At 39.0% G+C, this 26,895-nt stretch carries 35 protein-coding genes; 23 read left to right on the top strand and 12 right to left on the bottom strand.

Annotated elements, in window-relative coordinates; all coding sequences use genetic code 11:
• Position 1 precedes the first annotated feature (1 nt).
• The gene (locus CH76_RS10920) at positions 2 to 397 is read right to left on the bottom strand and encodes a hypothetical protein (protein ID WP_036146065.1); all 396 of its coding nucleotides are present in this window, start codon (positions 395 to 397) and stop codon (positions 2 to 4) included.
• Positions 398 to 423: 26 nt separating this feature from the next.
• On the opposite strand from CH76_RS10920, the gene CH76_RS10915 reads away from it, so the two are divergent.
• Both CH76_RS10915 and CH76_RS10910 read left to right on the top strand, forming a co-directional pair.
• The gene (locus tag CH76_RS10915) at positions 424 to 834 is read left to right on the top strand and encodes a DUF1722 domain-containing protein (RefSeq protein ID WP_051910327.1); all 411 of its coding nucleotides are present in this window, start codon (positions 424 to 426) and stop codon (positions 832 to 834) included.
• A gap of 14 nt (positions 835 to 848) precedes the next feature.
• On the top strand, positions 849 to 1,580 hold the full coding sequence (locus CH76_RS10910; protein WP_036146063.1) for a hypothetical protein: 732 nt from the start codon (positions 849 to 851) through the stop codon (positions 1,578 to 1,580).
• Between the two features lie 31 nt (positions 1,581 to 1,611).
• On the opposite strand, the gene CH76_RS10905 is transcribed toward CH76_RS10910, so the two are convergent.
• Positions 1,612 to 2,205, bottom strand: coding sequence for a bifunctional 2-polyprenyl-6-hydroxyphenol methylase/3-demethylubiquinol 3-O-methyltransferase UbiG (locus CH76_RS10905; RefSeq protein ID WP_036146061.1), 594 nt, complete (start codon positions 2,203 to 2,205; stop codon positions 1,612 to 1,614).
• 127 nt (positions 2,206 to 2,332) lie between these two features.
• Here CH76_RS10905 and CH76_RS10900 point away from each other — a divergent pair, with 127 nt between their 5' ends.
• Positions 2,333 to 3,292, top strand: coding sequence for a nitronate monooxygenase family protein (locus CH76_RS10900; RefSeq protein WP_036146058.1), 960 nt, complete (start codon positions 2,333 to 2,335; stop codon positions 3,290 to 3,292).
• Positions 3,293 to 3,310: 18 nt separating this feature from the next.
• Positions 3,311 to 3,583 carry a UPF0223 family protein gene (locus CH76_RS10895; RefSeq protein ID WP_036146055.1) on the top strand — a complete coding sequence of 91 codons (273 nt, stop codon included), beginning with the start codon at positions 3,311 to 3,313 and terminating at the stop codon, positions 3,581 to 3,583.
• A 47-nt stretch (positions 3,584 to 3,630) separates the two neighbouring features.
• On the opposite strand, the gene CH76_RS10890 is transcribed toward CH76_RS10895, so the two are convergent.
• Positions 3,631 to 4,512 (bottom strand): ferrochelatase, encoded by an 882-nt coding sequence (locus tag CH76_RS10890; protein WP_036146053.1) that lies wholly within the window; start codon positions 4,510 to 4,512, stop codon positions 3,631 to 3,633.
• A 58-nt stretch (positions 4,513 to 4,570) separates the two neighbouring features.
• On the bottom strand, positions 4,571 to 5,194 hold the full coding sequence (locus CH76_RS10885) for a YktB family protein (RefSeq protein ID WP_036146052.1): 624 nt from the start codon (positions 5,192 to 5,194) through the stop codon (positions 4,571 to 4,573).
• 122 nt (positions 5,195 to 5,316) lie between these two features.
• On the opposite strand from CH76_RS10885, the gene CH76_RS10880 reads away from it, so the two are divergent.
• Together CH76_RS10880 and CH76_RS10875 are read left to right on the top strand one after the other, a co-directional pair.
• Positions 5,317 to 5,514 carry a hypothetical protein gene (locus CH76_RS10880; protein WP_036146049.1) on the top strand — a complete coding sequence of 66 codons (198 nt, stop codon included), beginning with the start codon at positions 5,317 to 5,319 and terminating at the stop codon, positions 5,512 to 5,514.
• 118 nt (positions 5,515 to 5,632) lie between these two features.
• Positions 5,633 to 6,424, top strand: coding sequence for an inositol monophosphatase family protein (locus CH76_RS10875; RefSeq protein WP_036146072.1), 792 nt, complete (start codon positions 5,633 to 5,635; stop codon positions 6,422 to 6,424).
• 38 nt (positions 6,425 to 6,462) lie between these two features.
• On the opposite strand, the gene CH76_RS10870 is transcribed toward CH76_RS10875, so the two are convergent.
• Complete coding sequence (locus CH76_RS10870) at positions 6,463 to 6,648, bottom strand: DUF5325 family protein (protein ID WP_036146047.1); 186 nt, start codon at positions 6,646 to 6,648, stop codon at positions 6,463 to 6,465.
• A gap of 122 nt (positions 6,649 to 6,770) precedes the next feature.
• Between CH76_RS10870 and typA the strand changes: the two genes are divergently transcribed.
• Together typA and CH76_RS10860 are read left to right on the top strand one after the other, a co-directional pair.
• Positions 6,771 to 8,615, top strand: a complete 1,845-nt coding sequence (gene typA, locus CH76_RS10865; RefSeq protein WP_036146044.1) for a translational GTPase TypA — start codon at positions 6,771 to 6,773, stop codon at positions 8,613 to 8,615.
• A 29-nt stretch (positions 8,616 to 8,644) separates the two neighbouring features.
• Positions 8,645 to 9,007: a YlaH-like family protein gene (locus tag CH76_RS10860; protein ID WP_235190390.1), complete on the top strand. Its 363-nt coding sequence runs from the start codon at positions 8,645 to 8,647 to the stop codon at positions 9,005 to 9,007.
• A gap of 40 nt (positions 9,008 to 9,047) precedes the next feature.
• Here CH76_RS10860 and CH76_RS10855 read toward each other — a convergent pair whose 3' ends face one another.
• Together CH76_RS10855 and CH76_RS10850 are read right to left on the bottom strand one after the other, a co-directional pair.
• Complete coding sequence (locus tag CH76_RS10855; protein ID WP_036146041.1) at positions 9,048 to 9,251, bottom strand: YlaI family protein; 204 nt, start codon at positions 9,249 to 9,251, stop codon at positions 9,048 to 9,050.
• Positions 9,252 to 9,263: 12 nt separating this feature from the next.
• The gene (locus CH76_RS10850; RefSeq protein ID WP_036146039.1) at positions 9,264 to 9,764 is read right to left on the bottom strand and encodes a hypothetical protein; all 501 of its coding nucleotides are present in this window, start codon (positions 9,762 to 9,764) and stop codon (positions 9,264 to 9,266) included.
• 173 nt (positions 9,765 to 9,937) lie between these two features.
• Between CH76_RS10850 and CH76_RS10845 the strand changes: the two genes are divergently transcribed.
• Together CH76_RS10845 and CH76_RS10840 are read left to right on the top strand one after the other, a co-directional pair.
• Positions 9,938 to 10,219 (top strand): YlaN family protein, encoded by a 282-nt coding sequence (locus tag CH76_RS10845; protein ID WP_036146037.1) that lies wholly within the window; start codon positions 9,938 to 9,940, stop codon positions 10,217 to 10,219.
• Between the two features lie 66 nt (positions 10,220 to 10,285).
• Positions 10,286 to 11,476 carry an FtsW/RodA/SpoVE family cell cycle protein gene (locus CH76_RS10840; RefSeq protein WP_036146035.1) on the top strand — a complete coding sequence of 397 codons (1,191 nt, stop codon included), beginning with the start codon at positions 10,286 to 10,288 and terminating at the stop codon, positions 11,474 to 11,476.
• Positions 11,477 to 11,514: 38 nt separating this feature from the next.
• On the opposite strand, the gene CH76_RS10835 is transcribed toward CH76_RS10840, so the two are convergent.
• Positions 11,515 to 12,435 carry a heme A synthase gene (locus tag CH76_RS10835; RefSeq protein WP_036146033.1) on the bottom strand — a complete coding sequence of 307 codons (921 nt, stop codon included), beginning with the start codon at positions 12,433 to 12,435 and terminating at the stop codon, positions 11,515 to 11,517.
• Positions 12,436 to 13,238: 803 nt separating this feature from the next.
• Here CH76_RS10835 and coxB point away from each other — a divergent pair.
• The 6 genes from coxB (at position 13,239) to CH76_RS10805 (ending at position 18,809) form a co-directional block, all read left to right on the top strand.
• Positions 13,239 to 14,321, top strand: a complete 1,083-nt coding sequence (coxB, locus tag CH76_RS10830; protein WP_036146031.1) for a cytochrome c oxidase subunit II — start codon at positions 13,239 to 13,241, stop codon at positions 14,319 to 14,321.
• A 40-nt stretch (positions 14,322 to 14,361) separates the two neighbouring features.
• Positions 14,362 to 16,266 carry a cytochrome c oxidase subunit I gene (gene ctaD, locus CH76_RS10825; RefSeq protein ID WP_036146028.1) on the top strand — a complete coding sequence of 635 codons (1,905 nt, stop codon included), beginning with the start codon at positions 14,362 to 14,364 and terminating at the stop codon, positions 16,264 to 16,266.
• Complete coding sequence (locus tag CH76_RS10820) at positions 16,266 to 16,892, top strand: cytochrome (ubi)quinol oxidase subunit III (protein WP_036146026.1); 627 nt, start codon at positions 16,266 to 16,268, stop codon at positions 16,890 to 16,892. Before ctaD ends, CH76_RS10820 begins: the two co-directional genes overlap by 1 nt.
• 1 nt (position 16,893) lies before the next feature.
• A complete protein-coding gene (locus CH76_RS10815) occupies positions 16,894 to 17,235 on the top strand; it encodes a cytochrome C oxidase subunit IV family protein (RefSeq protein WP_036146024.1) in 342 nt (113 codons plus the stop codon).
• A gap of 141 nt (positions 17,236 to 17,376) precedes the next feature.
• Positions 17,377 to 18,321, top strand: a complete 945-nt coding sequence (gene ctaG, locus CH76_RS10810) for a cytochrome c oxidase assembly factor CtaG (RefSeq protein WP_036146015.1) — start codon at positions 17,377 to 17,379, stop codon at positions 18,319 to 18,321.
• A gap of 20 nt (positions 18,322 to 18,341) precedes the next feature.
• Complete coding sequence (locus CH76_RS10805; protein ID WP_369792391.1) at positions 18,342 to 18,809, top strand: DUF420 domain-containing protein; 468 nt, start codon at positions 18,342 to 18,344, stop codon at positions 18,807 to 18,809.
• 81 nt (positions 18,810 to 18,890) lie between these two features.
• On the opposite strand, the gene CH76_RS10800 is transcribed toward CH76_RS10805, so the two are convergent.
• A complete protein-coding gene (locus tag CH76_RS10800) occupies positions 18,891 to 19,256 on the bottom strand; it encodes a YugN family protein (RefSeq protein WP_036146014.1) in 366 nt (121 codons plus the stop codon).
• Between the two features lie 151 nt (positions 19,257 to 19,407).
• Between CH76_RS10800 and CH76_RS10795 the strand changes: the two genes are divergently transcribed.
• Entirely contained in the window at positions 19,408 to 20,475 is a 1,068-nt protein-coding gene (locus tag CH76_RS10795) for a CAP-associated domain-containing protein (protein ID WP_036146013.1), read from the top strand.
• On the opposite strand, the gene CH76_RS10790 is transcribed toward CH76_RS10795, so the two are convergent.
• Positions 20,472 to 20,957 carry a PaaI family thioesterase gene (locus CH76_RS10790; protein WP_235190389.1) on the bottom strand — a complete coding sequence of 162 codons (486 nt, stop codon included), beginning with the start codon at positions 20,955 to 20,957 and terminating at the stop codon, positions 20,472 to 20,474. The genes CH76_RS10795 and CH76_RS10790 overlap by 4 nt on opposite strands.
• 80 nt (positions 20,958 to 21,037) lie before the next feature.
• On the opposite strand from CH76_RS10790, the gene CH76_RS10785 reads away from it, so the two are divergent.
• On the top strand, positions 21,038 to 21,475 hold the full coding sequence (locus CH76_RS10785) for a YlbF family regulator (protein WP_036146009.1): 438 nt from the start codon (positions 21,038 to 21,040) through the stop codon (positions 21,473 to 21,475).
• 37 nt (positions 21,476 to 21,512) lie between these two features.
• Here the strand turns inward: CH76_RS10785 and CH76_RS10780 are convergent, their stop codons facing one another.
• Positions 21,513 to 22,424 carry a glycerophosphodiester phosphodiesterase gene (locus CH76_RS10780; protein WP_036146008.1) on the bottom strand — a complete coding sequence of 304 codons (912 nt, stop codon included), beginning with the start codon at positions 22,422 to 22,424 and terminating at the stop codon, positions 21,513 to 21,515.
• Between the two features lie 191 nt (positions 22,425 to 22,615).
• Here CH76_RS10780 and CH76_RS10775 point away from each other — a divergent pair, with 191 nt between their 5' ends.
• A complete protein-coding gene (locus CH76_RS10775) occupies positions 22,616 to 22,888 on the top strand; it encodes a YlbG family protein (RefSeq protein WP_036146007.1) in 273 nt (90 codons plus the stop codon).
• Here the strand turns inward: CH76_RS10775 and CH76_RS10770 are convergent.
• Positions 22,883 to 23,272, bottom strand: a complete 390-nt coding sequence (locus CH76_RS10770; protein ID WP_036146005.1) for a hypothetical protein — start codon at positions 23,270 to 23,272, stop codon at positions 22,883 to 22,885. The genes CH76_RS10775 and CH76_RS10770 overlap by 6 nt on opposite strands.
• 61 nt (positions 23,273 to 23,333) lie before the next feature.
• On the opposite strand from CH76_RS10770, the gene CH76_RS10765 reads away from it, so the two are divergent.
• The 4 genes from CH76_RS10765 to CH76_RS10750 form a co-directional block, all read left to right on the top strand.
• The gene (locus CH76_RS10765; protein WP_036146003.1) at positions 23,334 to 24,746 is read left to right on the top strand and encodes a hypothetical protein; all 1,413 of its coding nucleotides are present in this window, start codon (positions 23,334 to 23,336) and stop codon (positions 24,744 to 24,746) included.
• Positions 24,747 to 24,761: 15 nt separating this feature from the next.
• Positions 24,762 to 25,316 carry a 16S rRNA (guanine(966)-N(2))-methyltransferase RsmD gene (gene rsmD / locus CH76_RS10760; RefSeq protein ID WP_036146002.1) on the top strand — a complete coding sequence of 185 codons (555 nt, stop codon included), beginning with the start codon at positions 24,762 to 24,764 and terminating at the stop codon, positions 25,314 to 25,316.
• Positions 25,317 to 25,319: 3 nt separating this feature from the next.
• Positions 25,320 to 25,802 (top strand): pantetheine-phosphate adenylyltransferase, encoded by a 483-nt coding sequence (gene coaD / locus CH76_RS10755; RefSeq protein ID WP_036146000.1) that lies wholly within the window; start codon positions 25,320 to 25,322, stop codon positions 25,800 to 25,802.
• A gap of 57 nt (positions 25,803 to 25,859) precedes the next feature.
• Positions 25,860 to 26,895: SepM family pheromone-processing serine protease (locus tag CH76_RS10750; protein ID WP_036145997.1), on the top strand; the 1,036-nt coding region annotated here is incomplete at its 3' end.

The following is a 26,895-nucleotide window of genomic DNA, read 5'->3' as shown; positions in this document are numbered from 1 at the left end:
CTTATTTTTTGGTGAAACGATATAATAACGCAGCAAATATTAAATGAATGACAACCCAACCTGTAAATGCTTCAGTAGTTAGTGTAATAGGGCGGACAGCTTGTTCACCTAAAATAAAGTACAGCACAGTTGAAGAAAAAATGGTGAAAATAAGCAGTGCAGGGATATACAAACGTGTGCGTGCTAACTGGACGAAGAGTCCATAAATAATAAAGGTCGTAATGGCATGGTAAAGAAATTCTTCAGCTAAGCTTGGCTGACGTACCGTATAATCGATTAAGAAATCGACATTTAGTAATAGGTGAGCGATTGGCGTGTTAAAAAAATCATCCCAGCACCATGCGAGTACGACAATGCTCATCACGAGCACCAAATAATGCAATGTGTGTGTTTTCAATTGAACCACCTCAGGAGGAATGTAATATGCGAGCACAACTCGAAAAACGTTGGCGTGAAGAAAAGTACGCCGTGTTATTTTATAGTCAGCGTCATTATCAAGCTATCCGTACTTATTTAAAAAATCCACAAGCTAACGAGGCAAAGCTCAACGCTATAATAGAGGAGGCTAAGCAACAACGGTTGACGCAAGGTAGTATGCAAAATGCTTGCGCTCATATGTGGGGTTATTTTAAAAAGTATGCAACAGCTAGTGAGAGCGCTCGTTACAAGGAGCTGTTAATTCAGCTTACAGGAGATGCAGATGAAATGCGATGCTTTTTAGCACAACTGGCTGATAAGTATAGTGTGACCTATTTACAGAATAGTACGATTTTACAACAGAAATCCTTTGGTAAAATAGTAGATAAGGGCTATAATAAGAACGAGTACGACTAGAGGAGGAAAGCACTTTGAGTCAATCATTAAGCAAGGACAGCCTATACGCTAAACATATCCCAACAATCATTACGAGTACATTATTTTACTTATTACAAACGAGTCCTAGTCAAGTAAAGGCGGCTACAGATTTACAGGCACTGGGCACTTCCTACACGGAGATAAAAGTTATTACTCCTGCTGAAGTTAATCAATTATTTGCGCATTATATGGCAAATGTGCCACTTTTTGAAGGCGTAACAATTGAACTAGCAACACAGCAAGAAGAAAGCGTAACTTATGCGGTAATCGCGCTTTATGAGCAATGCAATAAACAGTACATAATGCCAGATGATTTTTTTGCGAGTTTACAACATACAGAGGGTGCTAAACACTTTGCTACATGGTTAGAGCAAGTTGTGCGTCTTGTAATTGATGTGCGTGTAGCAGTAGATGGTACGATTGAGGAGGAACAACCGATGATAGTAACCGAAGTAGCGCCTGTGACGAACACAGGGCAAGCAATTCAATTATTAAATACACAAATGTTGGGGCTTTACCGTGTGAGTGATGAGGTGCAGCGTCAAGCTATTAAGCAACTGCGTGCTGATTTATTTGAAATTGAGTTTGCAGTTGAAGAGGACGGCGAGTGGCAAGGGATGCTGTTAGGATTTCAAAATGAACTATTAGCATTAGAGCTTGAGGAAGTTAGTGCACTTAAGGCGCAAATCGCTATGTTGCGTATTGTCACAACATTACTACAATAATAAAAAAGGAGGTGCGCTAAGCACGTCCTTTTTATTTTTGGATAATAAATTGTATGGTATGTGCTAGCCCTGTATGGAGCTCGCCTTCACTGCGTTCCACTTCGCCTGTAAAGAAGTGAAGTATTTTATATTGGGCGCACCAATCTAGTAATTGCTTAGCGTCATACAACCAGTCTGTATCGCGTGGGCCGCCTGTGCCATACGTAATTTGTGCAGTAGAGTAAAGCTCCATCATAATGCGTCCGCCAGGCTTTACGGAGTTTGCAATTTTAGTTAGTACGTTTAACTGGTCGTCTTGATAAAAATGTCCAAAGACCATAATAGCAGCATCAAATTGAGCTACAGGTACATCATCCGTTAGTAAATCTGTGAGTTTTGTCGTAACCACTGTTCGGTTTTTAGTAGCAAGGCGCTCAGTTTTATCTAAGCCGCTCTGCGCATAATCAAAAGCTGTTACTGTATGACCAAGCTGTGCTAAAAAGACAGCATTACGCCCCTCGCCCTCAGCAAATGCTGCAATAGTCGCGTGCTCGTTTAAATAGCCTGCGTGAGTGCGGATAAATTCATTGGGTGTTTCACCATATATATATTTTTCTGTGTCAAAGCGTTTATGCCATGTGTTCAACGTTATCACTCCCTTCAATTATTGTAGCTAACTTAAGTCAAAGTTGCGAACAACTTGCTTTTGCTCGAAAAAGAAGGGTTTTTGTACACCGTGCCGAAATAATACAGTATAGAAGGGGTGGTTAACAATGAAATGGGAAACTAAAATTACAACATTATTAGGGATTCAGTATCCAATTATACAAGGTGGGCTGGCGTACCTTGCCTATGCAGAGCTTGCGGCTGCCGTAAGTAATGCAGGGGGGCTTGGGCAAATTACAGCAATGAGTCTAGCAACGCCTGAAGAATTGCGTGCCGAAATTAATAAAGTACGTGAATTAACGGATCGACCATTTGGTGTTAACTTTGCAATTGGTAATCATGGCAAAGGTTACGAGGCAATGGTACGTGTAGCGGCAGAAGAAAATGTACCTGTTGTGACAATGACAGGGGGGAACCCGGCACCATTATTTGAGTTGTTAAAAGATAGTGATTGTAAAAAGCTAGTGCTTGTTGCAGCACGCCGCCAAGCCGAAAAAGCAGAGGAACTTGGTGCTGACGCAGTAATGGTAGTAGGGCAAGAAGGTGGCGGTCATTTAGGGCGTGATGATATTGGAACGATGGTGTTAATTCCTCAAGTCGTGGATGCTGTACGTATCCCTGTGGTAGCATCAGGAGGCATTGGTGATGGTCGTGGTTGGATGGCTGCGCATGCTTTAGGCGCAGAGGGGATAGAGATGGGTACGCGCTTTATTGCCACGCAGGAGTGTGTGCATGCCTCGGCTGCTTACAAGCAAGCGCTACTTGATAGCACAGAAGCAGATACAACAATTATTAAACGTTCAATTGGTGCACCAGCACGCGCGATTCGTAACCCATTTACTGAAGAAATTTTAGCGATTGAAGAGACAACGCCAACCTATGAGGCCTTAAAGGAACATATTAGCGGTAACGCCAACAAAAAATTTATTTATGATGGCGATGCTTCACAAGGCTTTGGTTGGGCAGGGCAAGTGACGGGTTTAATTAAGGATGTCCCAACTGTACAGGCATTATTTGATCGAATGGTTGCACAAGCGGAGGCAATCCGTTTAAAATGGGGTAACTAAGTAAAGGTGGTTAGTAGCTTGGAGTATTCTTACCCATTGTTACCTGAATGGTCAACAACAGAAATGATTGATGTCGTTAAATTTTTTGAGGCGATTGAGCTGGCCTATGAAAAAGGCGTTAAGCGTGAAGTGATGATGAAAAATTATCGTCGCTTTAAAGAAATTGTACCAGCACAAGCAGAAGAAAAAACATTGTGTCGCGAGTTTGAGCAGAGCAGTGGCTACGTTGCATACCGTGTGATTAAAGAAGCAAAGGCGCAGGCTGATGGTACGCTAATTAAAATGAAATGAATGAACAAAAAGGAGTTACGCAGTTTTTTTGCGTAACTCCTTTTTTCTTAGAGGTGAGGTGTAATTATTTCTTTTAGCGCAAGTACAGTATCAATACTGTCTGCAGGAAACTCACTTTGCACAAAAGGTATATCAAGAGTTGCGCACAGTGCTTGGCAGTCTGCGCCAATTTCAAAGAAGGACTCAACATCTGGTGCTAAAGATAAAAGCTCACATGTAATGATGCCTGTATGACCGTTATCAACAGCAGTTTGAATGGCTTCTTGTACGTCAGGACCTAACCATTTAGCGCGTTCTTTAGCGCTGCGGTAGGCAACCTGTGCTGCAGGTAGCGCGGCTGCTTCGGCAATGGCTAGTGCCATAGCCTCCATTTGTGCAATATAAGGAGCGTTACGTTCAGTGTCTAGTGGTTGACTATGTGCTGTGAAAAAGGTAATTGCTTTTTGTTGAGCCGCTTGTGGTAACCAATTGTTGGCACGACGTACGCGATTAGCATATAGCGCGATAATGGCAGGGTGCAAATGCCAATCATTTAAATGAACAACAGGTACAGCGCTATTAACAATAGTATCGACTTGAGCATGTACAGCACCGCTACCTGATTGCGAAAAGATTGGATTGATTGGTAACACAATAATTTTTGTGACCCCATCAGCAAGCATCTGTTGCACACTATCTTCAATAAAAGGTGCGGTATGACGGTAGCCTTTATAAATACGTGTAGTAGGTAATAACTGCTGAAGCCCACTAGCAATACGTGAGGTCACACCGCCAATTAAATCAGCTTTACCTACGCGCGCAAATTGATTTGTGATGTTCGCCATCATTGGCGGTGGAGGTGTTTTGCCGTTTAAAACATGGCTAAAATAATCTGTTAAATCATCCAAACTTTGTGGTGCACCGTAAGCAAAATGTAAAATACCAATCATAAAAAACCATCCTTTACTATGTAATAATTTACATTATAAATGATAGTGATAACCATTTTCAATTAAAATCTTGATAGGCTAATTTGTAAAGTGGTACTAATGCATCGAAAGTGCTTTCGATTTTTGTAAGTAGTGCTGTCCCATCTTGTAAAATAGGGTCGTCTTTTTTTATGTGACGTCCAATTAAAAACTCTGCTTTCTTAACATCTCTAAAGCGTTTAAGTGCAGCTTCTTTGTCAAGTGTAGCAAGTGGAGTAGCATCTTTTTTCATATGGTCTAGTGATACTACAAAATCATTTGGCAACTCATCAAACATTTCTTGTTCACTCATAAAGGTCGAAGCAATTTGCGATTTATTTGGTAACTCATAAATAAAGGCTAACCAAATAAAAATATGGTCGTCAAAAATCCCTACTTGAAAGTGTGGGTGCTTTTTATAGCCACGCTTATTATTAGCAATAGCTAACCACGTGTCTTGCGGTGGATTGACGGTTCGGCGTGCATGCTTTGCGATGTGCAAAAACATTTCTTGATTTAATTGCATGCTGAGCTGATCCGTTGCACGTTGCCCAATATAACGAAACTTAGGACGAATACGTGTTTCAATTGCTTCCATACGTTCAGCTAAACCAGGAATCATAAATGTTGCAAAATCTTGTTGGGTAAATCCGTTAAATGTCATAATTTTTTTAACTCCTTTTCGATTGTATGTTTATTATGCGCAATAATGGGGCAAAAATGAAGTAAGAAGACATCAACACGAGGTGCAACAAATCCTACAAAAGAAAAAGGATGGTGTTTAGTATGAAACAGGTTGTTAAAATGATACGCAAATCAGACATTGAGAAACAATATACACGTATGTTAGAGCTAGAACTAGATTATGAGCTAGCTACACTATATGATGCGATGCAACAAAATAACGCAAAGGATATTGTACGCAGCAAAAAACGTTTAGCTGAAATTCAAAAAGAGCTAGAGGTGCTCCATGTATACGCGTAAACCATTACACATCACAAAATAAAAATCACTTGCATGCAAGACGGCAAGTGATTTTTGTTATACTAGGGGTGGGGGAGTAGCAGTGATGTTACTACTGACAAAGAAGGGTGTGAAGTGTATGGATATTAAGCAACTCGATAACTTTGCAAAGGAAATTATAAAAGAAGCGGGCGAGCGTATTCGTAAGTCATTCTCGTATGATTTAATTGTAGAGACAAAATCCAGTGCTAACGATTTGGTCACCAATATTGACCGCGAAACAGAATTATTTTTTATTGAAAAAATCAAAACATATAATGCCACGCATCGTATTTTAGGTGAGGAAGGCATGGGGGAAGCTGTAAAATCGTTAGAAGGTGTCGTATGGATTATTGATCCGATTGATGGCACAATGAATTTTGTAAAGCAGCATCGTCACTTTATGATTACAATTGGTATTTTTATAGATGGTGTAGGTAAGCTCGGTTATATTTATGATGTTATGCGCGGTGATTTATTTTGCGCGATTGAAGGTGAGGGCGCTTGGTATAATGATTCACCACTGCGCAAGCTACAGCCAGTTAAATTAGAAGAAGCAGTCATTGGTATTAATGCGAGTTGGGTAACCCCAAATGGTAAAATTAATCACGAAAAATTAATTTCGCTCATTCGAAAGGTTCGTGGTACGCGTTCATATGGTTCAGCTGCTATGGAGATTGCCTTTGTGGTTAGTGGTAAACTGGATGCTTATTTATCAATGCGCTTGTCGCCTTGGGATATTGGTGGAGGCACGATTATTGCTAAAGAGGTAGGTGCAGTGGCAACTAATTTAAATGGAGAATACTTTGATTTTTTAGGGCAGGATACTTTTTTAATTGGTAACCCTACTGTCCATAAAGAAATTTTAGCAAATTATATCGAGCAATTATAAAAAAAGAGCCTTGAGCGCGACAGCTCAAGGCATTGTATTTATAATAGATTTTGCTCTCGGAATTTACGTTTTAATTTGAAGCCCATCATAAACACGAAGCATACTGCCAGTATACCAGCAACAATCCCCATCCCGCTGCCAATGGCTACAGAATAACCAATGGAACACATCGAAAGTATCGCTGCAAGTGCCATAATCGCCATCACAATTTTTGCACGATTCACAAGAAAAACCTCCTCGTTAGACTAAAAGTTTGTAAAAAATAAGAAGTTCAAAAAGACAAGCTAATCATCTTATGCTATAATAGCACAGTTAAACATACGAAAAAAGAATATGGAGTGGAACAATGACTAAATTACGTCAAGATATTCGCAATATCGCAATCATCGCACACGTTGACCATGGTAAAACTACATTAGTAGACCAATTATTAAAACAATCAGGTACTTTCCGTTCAAACGAACACACTGAAGACCGCATGATGGACTCAGGTGATATCGAGCGTGAACGTGGTATTACAATTTTAGCAAAAAATACAGCAGTAAGCTATAACGATACACGTATTAACATTTTAGATACACCAGGACACGCCGATTTCGGTGGAGAAGTTGAGCGTATTTTAAAAATGGTTGATGGTGTAGTTTTAGTAGTAGATGCTTACGAAGGCTGTATGCCTCAAACACGCTTTGTACTTAAAAAAGCGTTAGAGCAAAAGTTAACACCAATCGTAGTAGTAAACAAAGTTGATAAACCAGCAGCTCGTCCTGAAGAAGTAGTAGACGAAGTGCTAGAATTATTTATCGAACTTGGTGCTGACGACGAACAATTAGAATTCCCTGTAGTTTACGCATCAGGCGTAAATGGTACAGCGAGCCTAGATCCAGACCCAGCAACACAAGAGCCAAACATGAACGTTTTATTCGATACAGTTATCGAACATATCCCAGCACCAGTAGACAACGAAGACGAGCCGTTACAATTCCAAGTAGCGTTACTTGACTACAATGACTATGTTGGTCGTATTGGTATTGGCCGTGTATTCCGCGGTAAAATCCATGTAGGACAACAAGTAGCACTGATGAAAATCGACGGTACAGTGAAAAACTTCCGTGTTACAAAAATCTTCGGCTTCTTCGGTTTAAAACGTGTTGAAGTTCAAGAAGCATTACCAGGTGATTTAATCGCTATTTCTGGTATGGAGGATATCAACGTAGGTGAAACAATTTGCCCAGTTGACCACCAAGAAGCATTACCAGCATTACGTATTGATGAGCCAACATTACAAATGACATTCTTAGTAAACAATTCACCATTCGCAGGTCGTGAAGGTAAATATGTTACAGCACGTAAAGTAGAAGAGCGTTTACGTTCACAACTACAAACAGACGTATCATTACGCGTAGAAGATACAGAATCTCCAGATGCTTGGATCGTTTCAGGCCGCGGTGAGCTTCACTTATCTATCTTAGTAGAAAACATGCGTCGTGAAGGTTTTGAATTACAAGTATCTAAACCACAAGTAATTTTACGTACAATTGATGGCGTTAAATCTGAGCCATTCGAACGCGTACAAATTGATGCTCCTGAAGATACAGTTGGTTCTATTATTGAGTCAATCGGTACTCGTAAAGGTGAAATGTTAGATATGGTAAACAACGGTAATGGTCAAGTTCGTTTAACGTTCTTAGTACCAGCACGTGGTTTAATCGGTTACACAACTGAGTTCATGTCTATCACTAAAGGTTTCGGTATTATTAACCATACATTTGATAGCTACCACCCAATGCTAACAGGTCGTATTGGCGGTCGTCACCAAGGTGTACTTGTTTCTATGGAAACTGGTAAATCAACAACTTACGGTATGATGCAAGTTGAAGACCGTGGTACATTATTCCTTGAGCCAGGTACTGAAATTTACGAAGGTATGATCGTTGGTGAAAATACACGTGATAACGATATCACTGTAAATATCACAAAAATGAAACAAAAAACTAACATTCGTTCAGCTAACAAAGACCAAACGAACGTTATTAAAAAACCTCGTATCCTAACACTTGAAGAAGCACTTGAGTACTTAAGTGATGACGAGTATTTAGAAGTAACACCTGAATCAATTCGTTTACGTAAAAAAGTATTAGACAAAAACGAACGTGAAAAAGCAGCGAAAAAGCTTCGTAACGCTGACCAATAAGTTGTTTTAAGTGAAAGGGAGAGATTAGTGTGAATTGGGTACTCCTCCAAGCAACAGAAATGAAGCAGGGAACGGAAGAAGCTGTGTTTAATGATTTGACGGGTATTAGTCGTTTAATTTACGAAAACGCGCCAAATTATGATGTAGCAGGCTATATTACGTTTTTCACTGTGTTTATTTTATGTGCAGTCGTATACAAGTTAGGGTTTGCGCGTAGTCACATCAAACTTTGGCAAAATGCGATTATTTACGGATGCTTATTTATCGGCTGTATCGTCCTGACATTCTTTGCATTATCACTACCAATGATTGAAGGATTATTAGTAGCAGCAGCAATTTTAATTATTTATCGTATTCGTGTTAAGCACGATGACGAAGAAGCGGTACAATAAAAATAACCTGTGTAGCCTACAAGCTACACAGGTTATTTTTTTAAAATTCTTTATCAAGTAATGGCGATGTTTTATAAAAAATAAAATGCCCCGTAGCAATGCGTGCCTCAGTTTTTTTTGCAATACGGTCATGACAAGTTGTGCACATAAACGTATTGATGGGACGGTTGCGTAGCTTTTTTGCTTGTGGTAAATCGTCATCAAGTTGCTCTAATGCATCACAAATTACGCATTTTACTCGCATGGCAAAGCCTCCTTACTGAACGCGGATAGCACACACATCTGTAATTGGTGCATCCACATTTGAGCCGTCAGCAAGTAGTACATGAACAGGCCCATCTTCAACTAAAGGTTTGCCTTCGTCACTATATTTAAAAAGTAAAGACTTGGCCTCCTCTAGTGAAAAGCTATGTTCCTTACCCGTCGTTGTTTCGAAAACAACAGTTGTTGCAGTTGGTAGCACTTCAGCATTTTTTAAAAAATGATTGAAATGAATACCAAATGTACCTGTTTGCATACCTTTACGGTCAAATTTACGTTCGGTTTTTAGTGTTGGTGGGAAGGTAGCGCCCTCCATGATTTCGCGTGACCAATGTTTACCAACGGCACGCATATATTTAATATCCTCGTCCTCTTCTTCGTGTGTTTCTGTGAAGTAGGTTTTTAAATCAACTTTACGGTCATCAAAAATCCAGACTGTAGGATCTAAAGTAAGCGGGTATTTCACCGCACCTTTTAATGCAATAATTGTTTCCACGTAAAAATCCCCCTCTAGTTCTTTTACTCGTATAGTATACCGTTTTTTATAGCGAATGATAAGAAAATACGTACACAGATTTATAAAGTAGAGGTAGACACTTGCAATTTGTCCGATGAAAAGCTAAAATTTACTAAGATACAAACAGAATTAAAGATGATGGGGGCGTCCTCATGGATACAAAAACACCAGCTTCTTTTCAAGAGAAAGCGATGGAGCTTTTAATAGCTGATGCGGACAAGATTGCACGTTTAATTCGCGTACAAATGGAGCATTTAACAATGCCACAATGTCCGCTGTATGAAGAGGTACTAGATACACAAATGTTTGGCTTATCACGCGAAATTGAATTTGCTACAAAGCTAGGCTTAATTGAGCGCGAAAAGGGGAAAGAAATACTTGACTCACTAGAGAAAGAGCTTTCTGCTGTGCATGACGCGCATACGAAAAAATAAAAGAAAACTCAAAACGCTCAAGTAAGCGATTTTGAGTTTTTTTTCTACAAATGAGGTTTGCGTATAATGAAAAGCCAATTAAAACGAATTGCAAAAGATATTGATTATCCGCTGCTAATTGTATATGTATTCTTACTATTGTTTGGACTAGTGATGGTTTATAGCTCTAGTATGGACAAAGCAATTAGCAATGATAAGCCGTATGACTTTTATTATGACCGTCAGCGCATGAGTATGCTCGTGGCGTTCTTTGCATTTACAGTAGCATCTATTATCCCATATCGTCATTACGTGAAGCCAGCCTTTATTAAAGTTGGTATTGTGATTGTTGCTATCATGTATGTGCAATTAAAATTTTCGGGAGCAGGGGCCGATATTGGTGGACAACGTTGGATTAAGTTTTTAGGTATTATTCAATTTCAGCCATCAGAGTTTTTAAAATTCTTTATTATTTTGACGCTTGCAAGTGTGCTGGGTGCACGTGAGCAGAGATTAGGTCGTTTAGAGCTTAATCAAGTAGTAGGCGCACTCGTACCAGTCGTGGTAGGTGCAGGGCTAATTATTAGTGAACCAGATATCGGGACGGCAGCTATTTATTTAGCTATCTCGTACTGTATCTTCCTGTCAGTACGCTGGAAGCCAAAAGATTTTAAACGATTAGTATTAGGTACAATCAGTGTGATTGTTGCAGGATTGGCATTTTTACTACTCGGTGGTGGACAACTACTATTAAGTGGTAACCGTGAGGGGCGTTTAAACTCCTTCCTAGACCCTTTTATGTATGCACAGGGTGAAGGTATGCAAGTTGTTCAGAGTTACCTTGCATTCGCCACAGGTGGCCTTACAGGACAAGGTATTGGGCAATCTGTCCAAAAGTTAGGTTATTTACCAGAACCGCATACCGATTTTATTATTGCGATTATTGCTGAGGAACTTGGTTTAGTAGGTATTGTGATTGTGTTAGGTGGGCTTGGCTATCTAGTATTGCATGCTATTCTTGTTGCGATTCGAGCAACAAATCCTAAAGAGCGTTTTTTAGCAGTAGGTGTAGCGAGTTGGATTGGCTTACAAACCTTTGTTAATGTCGGAGGTGCTACGGGCATTATTCCACTAACAGGTGTAACTTTACCGCTACTTAGTTTTGGTGGGGTATCACTGTTGATGGTCTCAGCTTCTTTAGGTATTGTGATGAATATTTCGATTAAGCAAAAAATGGAGCGACGCAGACGTAAAGAGTTAGCTGAGCAACAAGCGTAAAAAAATCCTTACCTCAATATCGAGGTAAGGATTTTTTGTTATTTACGTTTGCTTGCTTCACTGCGTGATACTAATAAAATCATGTAGCACAGTAAACCAAATAATAACGTAATAAATAATGAGTGGAATAAAGAAACAATTAAATTTAATCGCGTTGATACAACAAATAGCCCAGCTACGATTTGTAAAATAACTAATACAAAGGCAATAATCCAACCCCAATAAACAACAGGTTGATTTTTGTAATGCTTAATCGCAATCCATGTAATATAAACAATCCATACAAAGAAAATTAATACCGCGAAACGGTGCCCCATTTGTACCCATTCATACATATTGTCTGGTAGACGGAAAGGATCTTCGTTATAACAAAACGGCCAATCAGGACAAATTAAACTAGAATCTGTATGGCGGACAAGTGCACCTGTATAAACAACAAGATACGAATAAATCGTGATGCCAATTGTATGCCACTTTAAATTAGTTCCAATGCGTACATTATCTGCATCAAATTTTTTATCCACTTCGAAAACAATAAGTGTTAATAATAAAACGGATGCAAATGATATTAAGGAAATCCCGAAGTGAAGCGCTAAAATAAAGTCGCCTTGTCCCCATAATACTTGTGCTGCACCAATTAAGGCTTGAGCAATTAGGAAGAACATTGCTAAGAAACCTAAAAATTTAACTTCTCGGATATGACCTAAGCTACGCCATGTCCAAATTGTTAAACCTAAAATGAAAAAGGAAACTGCACCTGTTACAAGTCTGTGAGAAAATTCGATGATAACTTCTTTCGTAATCACGGTTGGGATAAGCTGACCATTACAGCCAGGCCAATGTCGTCCGCATCCTAAACCACTGTCTGTTTTAGTAACAAGGGCACCGCCAAGTAAAATTAATAGCATGCCAATGGTTGCTCCAACAGCAAACCATTTCATATATTTATTTTGTTGCATAAGAGTTTAGCCACCTACTTTTATCTGTCAACATCGCTCAAACTCTGAGCGTTTATGCTTCTTGATAATATCGAATTAAGTGCTAAAAGACAACTTCTTTACAGATTCGCTAAGGAACTGTCAAAGGCATTTCACAAATTGTTCATAATTTCGTGCTTTAACCTTCACAAATCATTTTAGAAAATGTTTTACTATAGATATGTTGATTTCACTAAAATTTCTTAAACGTTGATGATTTTTCACAACTTCATTGAAATTTCACTAAACGTCTAGAAATTACACGAGATTTTCGCTATAGTTAGGTTAGCGGAATATGCTTACAAAAATAAAGTTGGAAAACGCTTAATTAATTGTAGGGTGATGTGAACAAAAGTAAGCTAGCGTAAGATGCTTGCTGAAGTGTGCTTTATAACTTCACAAAATCGACGTTTGTATGAAATTGTGAAACATCGTATGGTTAAGGAAGTGCTTACAATATTTATGATTGTAAGTGAATTTTTGTTAATGGCGGCTAGAGAGCCGGTATGTGAGAGTAGTTCACGCTAAATATGTGCAGCAAGTTGCTAGCGCCTTTAGTTACGTTTTAAGAAGATGCTTAAAAAAGTAGATGCAAACTTCTTAATGCGAGACACATTACTGTAGATGTTTTTAATGGACAAAAGGTTTCAACGTTTTTATGAATATATTCTATGAACAGTGAAAATGCCTAACAGCAATGGTGAAAGTAGCACAGCTTCGCACCAAGCGTAGATGCTCGTAAGTACACATGAAAATACAACAAAGAAAGAGGGGTTAATTAAGCTATGATGAAAGGGCTTAAAAAATGGGGACTGTTTTCGCTTTTAGCAGCGATGATGGTATTCCTTTCAGGTTGTGGTGAAGAATTTATTTCTGCACTTAAGCCGGCTGGTGAAGTAGCGCATGCACAATATAAATTGTTAATGCTAGCTATTTCTATCATGACATTAGTAGTAGTTGTTGTAACTGTAATTTACTTAATTGCTTTCTTCAAATTCCGTCGTTCAGTAGTTGGGGAAGACGTAATGCCGAAGCAAGTAGAGGGTAGCCATACGTTAGAAATCATTTGGACTACTATTCCTATCCTGTTATTACTTATCCTTGCAGTACCTACAGTAATGACAACTTACAAACTTGGAGACGTAGCAGCAATGGATGAAGTTGATGAAGATGGTAATCCAGTAGCGCTAACTGTCAATGTAACTGCAAAATTATATTGGTGGGAGTTCTCTTACCCGAAATATGATATCGTAACTTCTCAAGAGCTAGTAGTACCAACAGGAGAAAAAGTTTACTTCAACCTTATGGCTGCAGATGTAAAACACTCATTCTGGGTACCAGCAATTGGCGGTAAAATGGATACAAACGTAGATAACTTAAACCGTTTCTATTTAGTATTCGACAAAGAGTCTGAAGACTTAAAAGACGGCGTATTCTATGGTAAATGTGCTGAGCTTTGCGGTCCTTCACACGCACTTATGGACTTTAAAGTAAAATCAGTTAGCCCAGAGAAATTTGATAAATGGGTTGCAGCAATGCAAAAAACTGAAGGTAATAAAGCAGATCCAGAGTCAACTGACTTAGGTGAAGCAACATTTGCTAACAGCTGTATTAGCTGTCACGCAGTATCTGCTTCTGGAGCTCCAGCATCTATCGTTCAAAACCAAGGTCCTAACCTTACAACATTTGGTGACCGTAACCGTACAGCAGGCTTCATGGATCACACTGAGGAAGCGCTACAAAACTGGATTAAAGATCCTGAGAAATACAAACCAGGTAACTTAATGACAGGTAAATACGGTGAACTTTCAGACGAAGAAGTAGAAGCATTAGCTTCATACATCATGGGTCTATCAGTAGAAAAATAATTATCGAGATAGCTTAAATTATCGAGGGAGGTAGAAGTTTGTGAGCTCGAGTACACAGAAAAAAGGTTTCGGAGCAACAATTTGGGACTACTTAACAACTGTCGATCATAAGAAGATTGCAGTGCTGTATTTACTTGGTGGTACTTTGTTCTTCGTAATCGCAGGTTTCGAAGCGCTATTAATGCGTATTCAGTTAATGTTTCCTGAAAATACATTCGTTTCAGCAGGTTTCTTCAATGAACTTTTAACAATGCATGGTACGACGATGCTATTCTTAGCAGCGATGCCGTTACTATTCGCATTTATGAACATGATCGTGCCACTACAAATTGGTGCACGTGACGTAGCTTTCCCATTCCTTAACTCATTAGGGTTCTGGTTATTCTTATTCGGGGGACTATTCTTACACTTATCATTCTTCATGGGTGGAGCACCTGACGCAGGTTGGACTTCATATGCGTCATTATCACTTTACTCACCAGGACATGGTATTGATTTCTATGTATTAGGTTTACAAGTATCCGGTGCAGGTACGCTGATTTCTGGTATTAACTTCTTAGTTACTATTATTAATATGCGTGCGCCAGGTATGACATTTATGCGTATGCCACTATTCACTTGGACTACGTTTGTAACAAGTTCTTTAATCTTATTCGGTTTCCCACCATTAACAGCGGCTTTAATTTTACTATTATTTGACCGTATGTTTGGTGCACAATTCTTTGACCACTTAATGGGTGGTAATACAATCATCTGGGAGCATTTATTCTGGATCTTTGGTCACCCTGAAGTATACATTTTAGTATTACCAGCGTTTGGTTTATTCTCTGAGATTATTCCAACGTTCTCACGTAAACGTTTATTCGGATACTCTTCAATGGTATTCGCAACAATCTTAATTGGTTTCCTAGGCTTCATGGTTTGGGCTCACCATATGTTCACAGTAGGTCTTGGACCAACAGCGAACGCAATTTTCGCGGTAGCTACAATGGCAATCGCAGTACCAACAGGTATGAAAGTCTTCAACTGGTTATTAACAGTTTGGGGCGGTTCTATTAAAGTTACAACGCCAATGCTTTATGCACTTGGTTTTATCCCATCATTCGTAGCAGGTGGGGTAACAGGTATCATGCAGGCAACAGCGCCTCTTGACTATCAGTTACACGATTCTTACTTCATCGTTGCTCACTTCCACTACGTTATCGTTGGTGGTATCGTTTTAGGGCTATTAGGTTCAACACACTTCTATTGGCCGTTATTCTTTAACCGTATGTTAAATGAAACATTAGGTAAGATTACGTTCTGGATTTTCTTCATTGGTTTCCATATGACGTTCTTCTTACAGCATTTCTTAGGTTTAATGGGTATGCCACGTCGTGTATTCACGTACATGCCAGACCAAGGTTGGGATACATTTAACTTTATCTCAACAATCGGTGCATTCTTCATGACTGCAGGTGTAATTTTACTAGTAATTAACGTTATTATTACAACAGTTAAAGGCGTTCCAGCGGGCAATGACCCATGGGAAGATGGCCGTACTTTAGAATGGGCTATTCCACAGCCAATTCCATTCTATAACTTCCGTCAAACACCACTTGTTCGTGGTTTAGATCCTTATTGGATTGAAAAACAAGATGGTAACAAAGAAGGTATGCTTTATGCAGAGCCACTAGGTGATATCCATATGCCTAACAACTCTATCGTACCTTTCGTAATGACTTTAGGTTTATTCATTGCATCATTCGGTGCTCTTTACAGCCCACTAGGTGTGGCTGATGATTCACGTGTATGGGCTATCCCAGTATTAGTTATTGGTTTAGCAATTACATTCGGCTCTATGATTTACCGTTCTTTAAAAGACGACCATGGTTACTATGTAACAGTGGCTGAAATTGAAGCACTAGAAGAAGAGCTATACGGTAAAAAAGGAGGTAACAAATAATGGATACACTTAAGAAGTACACTCCAGAAACTTGGCCAGCACATGCTGAACAGGCTACACTGGAAGGTAAAAATAAGTTTGTAGGCTTCTGGTTATTCTTAGCGTGTGAGATCGTTCTATTCGCTAGTTTATTTGCTACTTACCTTGCGCTTAAAAACAAAGGTCCAGCAGGTATGGAATTCTCAACACAAGATTTATATGAATTACCACTTGCATTTGCAATGACAATGATTCTTTTAACTTCATCTTTAACATCTGTATATGCGATGTACCACATGAAGAACTATAACTTCAAAGGTGTACAATTATGGATGGGTATTACAGTATTACTTGGTTTCTCTTTCTTATGTTTAGAAATTTATGAGTTCAACCACTATGTGCACTTAGGTTTCACATTTGGTTCATCAGCATTCGCGTCTGCTTTCTATACGCTTGTTGGTACTCACGGATTCCACGTAACTGTAGGTTTAGTTTGGATCACAGCTTTAATCTTACGTAATGCTAAACGTGGATTAAACTTATACAATGCACCAAAATACTTCGTTGCGTCATTATACTGGCACTTTATCGACGTAGTTTGGGTGTTTATCTTTACAGTAGTTTACTTGATGGGAGTGGTAGGTTAATATGGCACACGACACACCAGTAGTAACTCGTTCAGTTGAACAGCAAAAGTATTACCGTGCAAATACAAAAATGTATATGCAGCGCCAAGTAACGAACTTCGCGATTATGATTTTCTTAACATTAATCGCTTTCGCTTCTGTAATGGCTGACTTTTCTAAAACACTAATTTTACCGTTAATTTTATTATTAGCTGGTATTCAAGTCGTATTACAACTTTATGCTTTCATGCATATGGAAGAAAAAGAAGCTCACGAAATCGGTGTAATTACAATGTTTATGTGGACAGGTGCGTTCTTCGCATTCATGATGCTACTAGCATTTGTTACAATCATTTGGTGGTAATACAAACAAAGCACCTTGCGTTTATGCAAGGTGCTTTTTTGATTGTTAAAGATGTATGTAAAATGTCACTGTTCGTTCATTGCAGTTATGATGTATGCGCTTTATAATAGACATATTGAATTTAAAGGAGCGCGGTTTATCATGTCGATAAGTATCTTCGGTTTTAGAGCGCTTTGGAGTCCTGGTTTAATGATTGTTACGGTACTTCTTATAGCGCTATATTTTTTAGTAACCGTTAAATTTCGTGACAAATTTAAAGAGAGCGAACCGTTAACGCGAAGTGAAATTATCTACTTCTTATTAGCAATGCTATTGTTTTATGGCATTAAAGGAACGCCAGTTGATTTGATGGGGCATATTATGTTTACCTTACATATGGTGCAAATGGCTTTAATGCTATTATTATTACCTATCTTTATTATTAAAGGTATACCGTGGTGGGTGTGGAAGCCACTAATTAATGCACCGGTTATTCGCGTGTTATGGAACTTCTTTACGCGTCCAGTTGTAGCGATTTTAAATTTTATTGCGTTATTTTCGTTTTATCATATTCCGATGGTACTTGATTATGTTAAATTAAATGGTGCGCTGCATGGTGGCTATTCCGTCATTTTATTTATTTCAGCGGTATTAATGTACTGGCCAATTATTAATCAAATGCCTGAAGGACCTAAAATGAAAAATTTAAACAGCATTGTTTATATTATTGCTAACGCTGTTTTAATTACACCAGCTTGTGCACTAATTATTTTTGCTAATGAGCCAATTTATGCGACGTATACAGACGGAGAAGCATGGTTAAAAGCAATGGAGCTATGTGTACCAGCAGGCACATTAGCTAATCTTTCTATCTCGATTTCAGGCCCTGAAATGTTTAGTTCATTAACAACAATTATGGACCAACAAATGGGCGGCGTTATTATGAAGATTTTACAAGAAATTATTTTCGGTGTTTTAATTACCGTGTTCTTTATGCGTTGGTACCGTGAAGATCGTGCTACAGCAGATCAAGTAACAGAAGATGCATTAAAGGCACACCAGGAAAAATGGCACCGCGAGCAAGCAAGCATTCGACAATCTCAGTGAGTAAAAGAGGGGTATAAAACATGAGTATTAGTGTTCCTGTATTAGCCACGATTAGTACTACCTTTATCGTTATTAGTGCGGTATTAGTAGCTATTGGTTGGGGACTAATTATTAAAGGGAAAGTAGAAGCGCATAAAAAAGTAATGTTTGTAGCAGGTATTGCAGCGCTTATTTTCTTTATTATTTATGCAACACGAACAGTATTTATTGGTAACACAGCATTTGGTGGTCCAGCAGAACTTAAGAAGTATTATACGTTCTTTTTAATTTTCCATATTACGCTGGCTACAACAGGTGCAGTTTTTGGAATTGTGAGCTTATTATCAGGCTTTAAAAATAATCTTAAGTTACACCGCCGTATCGGGCCGATTACAAGTATTATTTGGTTCTTCGTAGCGATTACTGGCGTAGCCGTATATATGCTATTATATGTGCTGTACAAAGGTGGAGACACAACTTCAGTGATTAAAGCGATTTTAGGTACGTAAAAAACGATGTGCGCCAGTTAGTGGCGTGCATCGTTTTTTTGCAAAAATAAAAGACTATAGCAGGCTATAGTCTTTTATGTATTATTGTGCTTGAATGCCAAATGCAGCGAATTCTTTTTGCACGTTTGCTAAGATTTCCTCACATTTTTTAACTAAATGTGCTGGGAACTCTTCGTTGTCATACTCTACGCCATGTGGGTAGTAGTATTTGCCAAGAGCAGGCTTTAAGATACAAAGTTCAGCGTTGTTAGCACCTACGTCACCAGATTTTGCGTAAGTGAATACACGTAAATAGAAACGTCCTTCACGCACGTCAAAACGACGGTCGAAGGTTTTACGGTCATAGTCCCACGCGCCTGTGCTTTCTAGGCCTTGCTTAGCCATTACATCTTCAACTAATTTTTGTTCAGCCACAATGTTTTCAAGTTTTGTGTTTTCAAAATGCATTGAATAATCCTCCTTTAGCTTTTCGTACATATACTATACGCTCATTTTTATAATAGAGCAAAAAGGACTTTGTTGCAATGGCAAGATTGTGTCAACGGTGGGATACTTGTTATAATCAAACGTAATACATGCGAGAAAAGGAGCCAACAAATTGAAGGCGCTATTTAGAATTTTAGTTATTACGACTATCCTAACATTTGTTTTTTATAAGTATTCGCAAAATTCGTCAGCGCCGCCTCCTAAGCCTGACGAAGATGCAACATTTGCGGAATGGCAGGAGTATGCAAGTGAGGCTTTGCCACGCCCTACAAAAGGAGTTTCTACATTAATAGGTAAATCAAGCGTTGATATTTTAGCTCAGTATGGTGAGCCTAAGCGTAAGGAAGCTTCAGCTTACGGTTATGAATGGTGGACATATAATACAGATGCTACAACATTTACAATGATTGCATTAGACCAAGATGTGGTAAAACAGGTATATGTAGCAGGCCGTAGCGTGAAGACGGATCCCTTTACGTTAGGAAGTACATTAGATGATGTTTATCGCACATCAATTATTGAACCTGAGGTAATGTTGAATCAAGACGGGCAATTGTATACCTTAGCTTTAACAGATTATGATTTAAAGCATCGTATGCTAGTAAAGTTTGATGATATTGTTGCGCAAGTGTTTGTTAATGCTGAACAGGAAGTGACAGCCATTCGTTTCTTTGATTATGCTACTATAATAAAATTACAGCCATATGAGTTAGCGTATTATGAAGGAGCGCTACAGCGTCCAGCAATGAATGCTACGTTACAGGATGAAGTTAGTCATACTCTAACGTTGCAAGCGGCTGATTTAATAGCTGTACAACGTTATTACAAGCTATTGCCAAAGTATCGCAATAATGAAAAATTAAAACAACTTGCACAAGCTACCGTACAAGATGTCATACAACAACGTGAAGATGAAAATAACGTGTTATTGCCTTTAGCTGAGCGAGCTCAAACTATGGGTATCGAAATGACTGACATCGCTGAAGCGACAGTAAACATTGAGTTTGATGCAATTGAAATGATTCATCGTATGCTTAATAATAATGAACAACAAGATTTATTGTTAAATCAAGCGTATACACACTATGGGGTTTCTTGTTTAGCAGATATGTGTACCCATATTGCGGCTACACGTGAAGCACCTAAAGAAGCCCTATTTAACGAACAGTCTGAACATTAGACTGTTCGTTTTTGTATTACAAAGAAAGTGGCACTAGCTGTAGCTAAGCGCTTACCGGTGCTATCTTCAATAATCGCCGACATTACAAAGGTCTTTTTGCCACGGTGTACGAAGTATCCTTTAGCTAAAAGAATAGGCGCTTTACTCGTAGCTATATAATTCATCGTAAGATTAGTAGTAACTACATTTTTACCAACAGGAGCAGCACGAGAAGCAAGCCCACCCATAGCCGCATCGGCAAGTGTTGCTAACACACCTCCGTGTGCCACTTGAATACTATTTTGGATGACGGGCGAATTGGGGATACATACCTTACTATAGTCTTCAAAAAACTCACCTGTCATTCGCAAGCTAGCATTAATATAACGCGTATGCACACCTTGTTGCTTTTCACGGATTCCTGTAAGTAAATGTTGTAGAGCCTCCTTGTCTTCAGTTGTAGCGTCTTGCATAATTTGTTGCCAAAGTAGTTGCAAATCCAAATTCATCAGCTCCTTTTTCTAAAATCAATGCTAATGTAACATATTTTTGGTATGATAAAAACGATTGGAGGCGTTTGAAGATGATGATGACATCCGAGTGGGCTTTTATTTTAGATGAAGTCGATGAGCTTAACGCTATGATTGGTGCTTCGCAACTTGCGCAAAATTTACGAGAGGCGAGAGATGCCGTTTATAAAGACGAACAGCTTGTGGCACAAATACGAGCGTTTCAATATATGAAGGAACAATATGAGGATGTGCAGCGTTTTGGTAAGTATCATCCTGATTATAGCAAGGTCATGAAGGAGATACGCCAACAAAAGCGTGCGCTAGATTTACATGATTTAGTAGCCAACCTACGTTTAGCAGAAAATGATTTTCAAGGTTTGCTTGATGAGATTGGTTTATTAATTGGTACAAGTGTATCACCTTCTGTAAAAGTTGAGACAGACGGCTTATTAACAAGTAGCTGTGGCACTAGTTGTGGTACTGGTGGCGGCTGTGCGTGCTCTGCATAAAAATAGCGGCGAGGTCATTTGACCTTGCCGCTGTTTTTTATTGTTCTTTATATTTTTCAAATAATACTTGAGCGATGTCTGGGCGGTCTGTGACGATGCCTTTAGCGCCTAAGCGTACTAAACGATTAATTGTTACAAGGTCGTTAACATCTGAGAAGTGTACAGGTACATTTAAGCCTTGTAGGAATTGAATGAATTTTGGTGAATCTAATGGGATAAGGCCAGATTTTGCAGGCACTTGGAATACGTCAGCTGCTGGGCTGTATAAGTGGCCGAATTGGCTTGTGTAAGCTGTAACAGCTTTACGTACTTCAGCCTCGCTTGAGCCTAGTGCAACTTTATCTTGTGCATATAAATTAAAGCGCTCAATTTGCTCGTTGTAGAAGCTTGTTACGATAACACGGTCTTGTGCATCAAATTCTTCGATTAATCGCCATAGTTTAGAAGGAATTAGGCTTCCTTCATAAGTGTCAGGAGCATCTTTAATATCAATACTTAATACAAGCTCAGGGAATTTTTCGAATACTTCACGCAGTGTGACAGCATCTACTTGCTTATCGCGGTAAGATAATTGACCTTCTAGGTCTTCAAAGTTATAGCCATGGTTTAAGGCTTTGATTTGCTCAAGCGTTAAATCTGCTACTAGGCCTAAGCCATCTGTTGTACGGTCTACTGAAGCATCATGGAATACTAGGATTTCTTCATCTTTAGTTAGACGTACGTCTAAATCTAAACCATCTACACCGAAAGAAACTGCTTTTTCAAATGCTTGTAATGTGTTTTCAGGAGCTAAGTGAGCGCCGCCGCGATGTGCGAATACGACAGGGCGGTTATGTTGTAGTACGGCTTTACCAGTGCGTGCTTGTGGTTTTGCGATTGCTTTTGTACCAGCCCAAGCTGCTGCACTTGCTGCCGCTACAGCTAAAGCGATTTTTGTTTTTTTACCCATGTAATAATCCTCCTCAAGAAAATAACTTACTCATATTTAGTAGTAGCCAATTACTACAGAAAGTAAACGAAAATATAGCATTGACCATTCTTTTCTATTATAGCCGAAAATCCTATAGCTTGTCAGCTAAACGCTGTTGCTATCAAATTCCTCAATATGTTATGCTTGTTTACAGAAAAGAGGGAGTTAGTATGAATGAAAGACAAGGGTTAATTGTCTATTTATATCACTTAAAACAAGCGAAATCATTGCGTAAGTATGGCAATGTTCATTATATTTCACGCCGCCAAAAATACGTGGTGATTTACTGTAATCAAGCTGATATTGCACAGCTAGAAGAAAAATTAAAGCGCATGCCTTTTGTAAAGGATGTTAAGCCGTCCTATCGTCCATTTGTCAATACGGTGTTTGAAAACGCTAAGCCGGATAAGGCGAAAGAGTATGACTATAAAATTGGCTTATAATTGAGGCAAGTAGTTATTCATACGTAAGATACCAATGATATGTTGGTAAAATAACGCAGGCTCCTCAAATGCTGAAGAATGTTTTAGCTCAACCGTTACAGGTTTACGATTTACGGCATTAACTGCCTCCGTAAAGATAGTAATGCGTTGTGCTAATTTTTCTTCGTTATAAGGGATGCCCTCGCGGCAAATGTAAATCGGCATGAATTTACTGTCACCTGTAGGTTTGAAGGCTACGGCTAGTGAGGCAACATTGCTGCCCTCATCTGTTGTAGCAGTAAAGATAAATGCTTGGTGGAAGCGATGCTTATTAGTATCGATTAATTCGATTAACTCATATACATCACCATAACCTTGACCAAGTTCAATAAATTGTTGAATCATTTTGATACACTTCCTTTCACTTATAAGGATAATAGTAACATGTCGCAGGAGGGACAGGCACATGAAATTTGCATTCGGGTTATTTGCTGTGCTAACGGGGATTATTGGAGGTACATTGTTTTTTCAGTACCAAACGTACTCAGCAGATTTAGCGGCAGGCAACCACGCGTATTATTACGCTCAGGAAATTGAAACAAGTTTTAGTAATGACGAATTACATGTTAAACACCATTTTAAAGGGTTACCAAATCAGCGGATGGATATTATTTTGCCTACGCATGCTAAAGATGTAGCATGCCTCGTAGAAGATACAGCGAGCTGTACCCGTGTAGATGAAACAATGACATACTTAACAATGGGGGAGGCTACCACACAGTCTATTTCATACACTGTTCCAATTGCAGGTGGCTTAGCAGAGAATAAGCTATTGCAAAATATGTTTGTGCAATTAAAGAATGGTGAGGTATCTTATTCAATTTTACATATGGCGACAGACAAGGTGATGGCGGGTAACTGGATTACAGGTCTACCTTTTGTCGGAGAGCAAAAACTATCAATGATTACCAATACGATGTTTAGTGGTGATGGTGATGTACGCGACTTATATTGGTCAGTACAACCAATTACATTACAGCAAAAAGAGCAACATTATTCCATTTATGCCAATGAAAAGCCTAGCGCTGATTTTTTAAGTGAGGTTGTTGAGGTAATGGGAGATACGCATATTGCTATTGTTAAAGATCCAAAATTTGTAACAGCAAATACACAGGAATTTTTATTTTTAGAAGCTCTTGATGTCACTACTATCGAAAATCAAATTTTATTAACACGTTTAAAACAAAAGTATGATTTTTCGAAAGGTGAGCCATGGTTAGTGGATGTAGTAGCTACTTTAGCATTAGAGCGTGAGGTAGGCGGTAAAAAAGCGCAAGATGTACTACAAACACTGTATGAAGAAATGACACCAGAGCAAGTAAATGAATTTAAGAAACGTGTACTAGCTACTGAGGGTAAGGCGATAACTACGCAGTATTTAGATAGTATTTTACGAGAGATTTTTACCATGCCAACGACTTATTTTGAACAAAATGCGGCTACTGAAACAGGCGTATTTCCATTATTATTTGGCGATGATCGTGAAATTTATGTCAACGATTACGTGAAAAATGATGTGAATCTTGTAATGAAGGATGGTAAAGTATATTATACAGCCGATACATTACTCCCACATCTTGGCTATACCGCAGGAGAAGGGAATAAGGGCTATTATGTTAACAGTGCGAAGAGTGCTTATCGCTTCCCACGCTTGCCAGGATTTTATGTGCATAATCAAACGCGTCATGAAGTAAAGTCAGAACCGATTATTAAAATTGGTGATAGCTACTTCATTGAAGAAGGATGGTTACAGCGTATTTTCCATGTGGAGATTGATAAAAACACAGGACGCATTCAAATGAAAGTAAATCTCGAATAAAGTAAGGTGAAGGATATGAGAATCGTAGCAGGAGATCGTAAAAGTATTCCGTTAAAAAGTGCTTCAGGCAAAACAACCCGACCAACAACGGATAAGGTAAAGGAATCTCTATTTAATATTATAGGTCCTTACTTTTCTGGTGGGGTAGCGCTAGATTTATTTGCGGGTAGCGGTGGACTAGGGCTAGAGGCGCTAAGCAGGGGTGCAAAGCGTGCTGTCTTCATCGAAAAGGACCCTAAATCACTAGAGGCGCTGCGTAGTAATATTGCTAAGTGTCGTTATGAAGACGAAGCGGAAGTATATCGCAATGATGCAACGCGTGCGATTGCCATGTTAATCCAGCGCCCACAGCCATTTACCTTTGTTTTTGTAGACCCACCCTATGCGCAAGTCGCTTATTATGACTTAGTGCAACAGCTAGTGGATGCAGGGAAGGTTACGGATAATGGAGTTATTGTGTGTGAGCATGATAAAGCTTTTACCTTGCCAGAGGCGTATGGTGATTTTGTGTGCCAACGTCAAGAGAAATACGGGGATAGTATTATTTCGATTTACGAAAAGGGAGAGTAGCATATGTCACATCGAACAGCAGTAGTACCAGGGAGCTTTGACCCTGTCACATTAGGCCATTTAGATATTATTCGCCGTGCGGCAGATGTTTTTGACAAAGTGTATGTAGCTGTATTAAACAATTCTTCAAAGCAATCCTTATTTACCGTAGAAGAGCGTATTGCCTTTATTCAAGAGGTGACGAAAGAGTTTACTAATGTAGAAGTCGACGCTTCATCAGGTTTACTTGTAGATTACGCAAAGAAAAAGGATGCAAAGGCGATTGTAAGAGGTTTGCGTGCGGTTTCAGATTTTGAGTACGAAATGCAAATCACCTCCATGAATCGTTTTTTAGATGAATCGATTGAAACATTTTTTATTATGACTAAAAATCAGCATTCGTTTTTAAGTTCAAGTATTGTAAAAGAAGTTGCGAAATATGGCAGTGACGTTACAGGGCTTGTGCCAACAATAGTAGCAGAGGCATTACAAGAAAAATTTAAATAAAGGCGAAGAAGCTGTACAGATACGTACAGCTTCTTGCTTTTTCCTAGGAGTGATATTATGAGAAAACCACTCGTATATATGATAATAATGATGTTGCTGTTTGCAGTGCTAAGCCTTTATCGCTTAGATTATTATATTGTAAAGCCAGGTCATGCTTATGAGGTTAGTGAATTTATTGAGGTTGAAGACAGTCATAAGCATCAAGGTACACTAAACTTAATGACTGTAGCAATGCAAGTAGCAACACCACTTAGCTATGCGCTGTCATGGCTTGATCCAAATAGTGAAATTGTAAAAAAGGAACAAGTGCGACGCCAAGATGAGAGTGATAAAGAATATGATTTGCGTCAGCAAAAACAAATGACTGATTCGCAGTTTAATGCCAAGTATGTAGCATATAACAAGTTAGGTTTAAAAACCAAAGTAAATTTTGAAGGTTTGTATGTGTTGCATGTGGTAAAAGATAGTGCGGCGTATAAGCAATTGCAGGCAGGTGATGAGATTACACAAGTCGATGGTTTACCTGTGACTTCACTCGCTATGTTTACCGAGCATATTGCGCCAAAGAAAAAGGGTGACGAGGTGGCGCTTGTTATTTTACGTGATGGTAAAGAAAAACACTTTACAATTGCCCTCAAACCAATACCAGAGGATGCAGAGGCACGTATCGGGTTAGGGGTATCATATACAGCCGCACAGTCGCTCGAAACAACCCCCCCATTAGAGGTAAGTGCTAGTGATATAGGTGGGCCTTCTGCGGGATTAATGTTTACATTAGGGATTATTAACGCGCTAAGCGAAAAAGATATTACGAATGGGTATGCGATTGCAGGCTCAGGTACAATGAATTTAGATGGCACAGTCGGGCCAATCGGTGAGATTGGTAAAAAAGTTATTGCTGCTGATCGGGATGGGATGGAATATTTCTTTGCGTTATCCACACCTTATAGTGAAGAATATATGAAAGCTATGCCCGGGGCAAAAACCAATTACGAGGAAGCGCGCGCGATGGCTAAAAAAATTAACACGACTATGGTGATCGTACCCGTCGAAACGATAGACGATGCTTTGGCTTATTTACAGCAATTAAAAG

Origin of the sequence: Lysinibacillus sp. BF-4 (assembly GCF_000743635.1) — a bacterium.
Classification (GTDB): Bacteria; Bacillota; Bacilli; order Bacillales_A; family Planococcaceae; genus Metalysinibacillus; species Metalysinibacillus saudimassiliensis.
The sequence above is the reverse complement of the archived record's forward strand: the minus strand, read 5'-3'. Positions and strand labels throughout refer to the sequence as shown.

Bases quoted from the DNA above. Each gene is read 5' to 3' on its own strand.
- CH76_RS10805 (WP_369792391.1), top strand. From the start codon at position 18,342: ATGAGTATTAGTGTTCCTGTATTAGCCACGATTAGTACTACCTTTATC.
- coxB (WP_036146031.1), top strand. From the start codon at position 13,239: ATGATGAAAGGGCTTAAAAAATGGGGACTGTTTTCGCTTTTAGCAGCG.
- rsmD (WP_036146002.1), top strand. From the start codon at position 24,762: ATGAGAATCGTAGCAGGAGATCGTAAAAGTATTCCGTTAAAAAGTGCT.
- CH76_RS10915 (WP_051910327.1), top strand. From the start codon at position 424: ATGCGAGCACAACTCGAAAAACGTTGGCGTGAAGAAAAGTACGCCGTG.
- CH76_RS10880 (WP_036146049.1), top strand. From the start codon at position 5,317: ATGAAACAGGTTGTTAAAATGATACGCAAATCAGACATTGAGAAACAA.
- CH76_RS10845 (WP_036146037.1), top strand. From the start codon at position 9,938: ATGGATACAAAAACACCAGCTTCTTTTCAAGAGAAAGCGATGGAGCTT.
- CH76_RS10765 (WP_036146003.1), top strand. From the start codon at position 23,334: ATGAAATTTGCATTCGGGTTATTTGCTGTGCTAACGGGGATTATTGGA.
- CH76_RS10900 (WP_036146058.1), top strand. From the start codon at position 2,333: ATGAAATGGGAAACTAAAATTACAACATTATTAGGGATTCAGTATCCA.
- CH76_RS10890 (WP_036146053.1), bottom strand. From the start codon at position 4,512: ATGATTGGTATTTTACATTTTGCTTACGGTGCACCACAAAGTTTGGAT.
- ctaG (WP_036146015.1), top strand. From the start codon at position 17,377: ATGTCGATAAGTATCTTCGGTTTTAGAGCGCTTTGGAGTCCTGGTTTA.
- typA (WP_036146044.1), top strand. From the start codon at position 6,771: ATGACTAAATTACGTCAAGATATTCGCAATATCGCAATCATCGCACAC.
- CH76_RS10770 (WP_036146005.1), bottom strand. From the start codon at position 23,272: ATGATTCAACAATTTATTGAACTTGGTCAAGGTTATGGTGATGTATAT.
- CH76_RS10820 (WP_036146026.1), top strand. From the start codon at position 16,266: ATGGATACACTTAAGAAGTACACTCCAGAAACTTGGCCAGCACATGCT.
- CH76_RS10875 (WP_036146072.1), top strand. From the start codon at position 5,633: ATGGATATTAAGCAACTCGATAACTTTGCAAAGGAAATTATAAAAGAA.
- CH76_RS10800 (WP_036146014.1), bottom strand. From the start codon at position 19,256: ATGCATTTTGAAAACACAAAACTTGAAAACATTGTGGCTGAACAAAAA.
- coaD (WP_036146000.1), top strand. From the start codon at position 25,320: ATGTCACATCGAACAGCAGTAGTACCAGGGAGCTTTGACCCTGTCACA.
- CH76_RS10815 (WP_036146024.1), top strand. From the start codon at position 16,894: ATGGCACACGACACACCAGTAGTAACTCGTTCAGTTGAACAGCAAAAG.
- CH76_RS10775 (WP_036146007.1), top strand. From the start codon at position 22,616: ATGAATGAAAGACAAGGGTTAATTGTCTATTTATATCACTTAAAACAA.
- CH76_RS10780 (WP_036146008.1), bottom strand. From the start codon at position 22,424: ATGGGTAAAAAAACAAAAATCGCTTTAGCTGTAGCGGCAGCAAGTGCA.
- CH76_RS10835 (WP_036146033.1), bottom strand. From the start codon at position 12,435: ATGCAACAAAATAAATATATGAAATGGTTTGCTGTTGGAGCAACCATT.
- CH76_RS10855 (WP_036146041.1), bottom strand. From the start codon at position 9,251: ATGCGAGTAAAATGCGTAATTTGTGATGCATTAGAGCAACTTGATGAC.
- CH76_RS10840 (WP_036146035.1), top strand. From the start codon at position 10,286: ATGAAAAGCCAATTAAAACGAATTGCAAAAGATATTGATTATCCGCTG.
- CH76_RS10885 (WP_036146052.1), bottom strand. From the start codon at position 5,194: ATGACATTTAACGGATTTACCCAACAAGATTTTGCAACATTTATGATT.
- CH76_RS10785 (WP_036146009.1), top strand. From the start codon at position 21,038: ATGATGATGACATCCGAGTGGGCTTTTATTTTAGATGAAGTCGATGAG.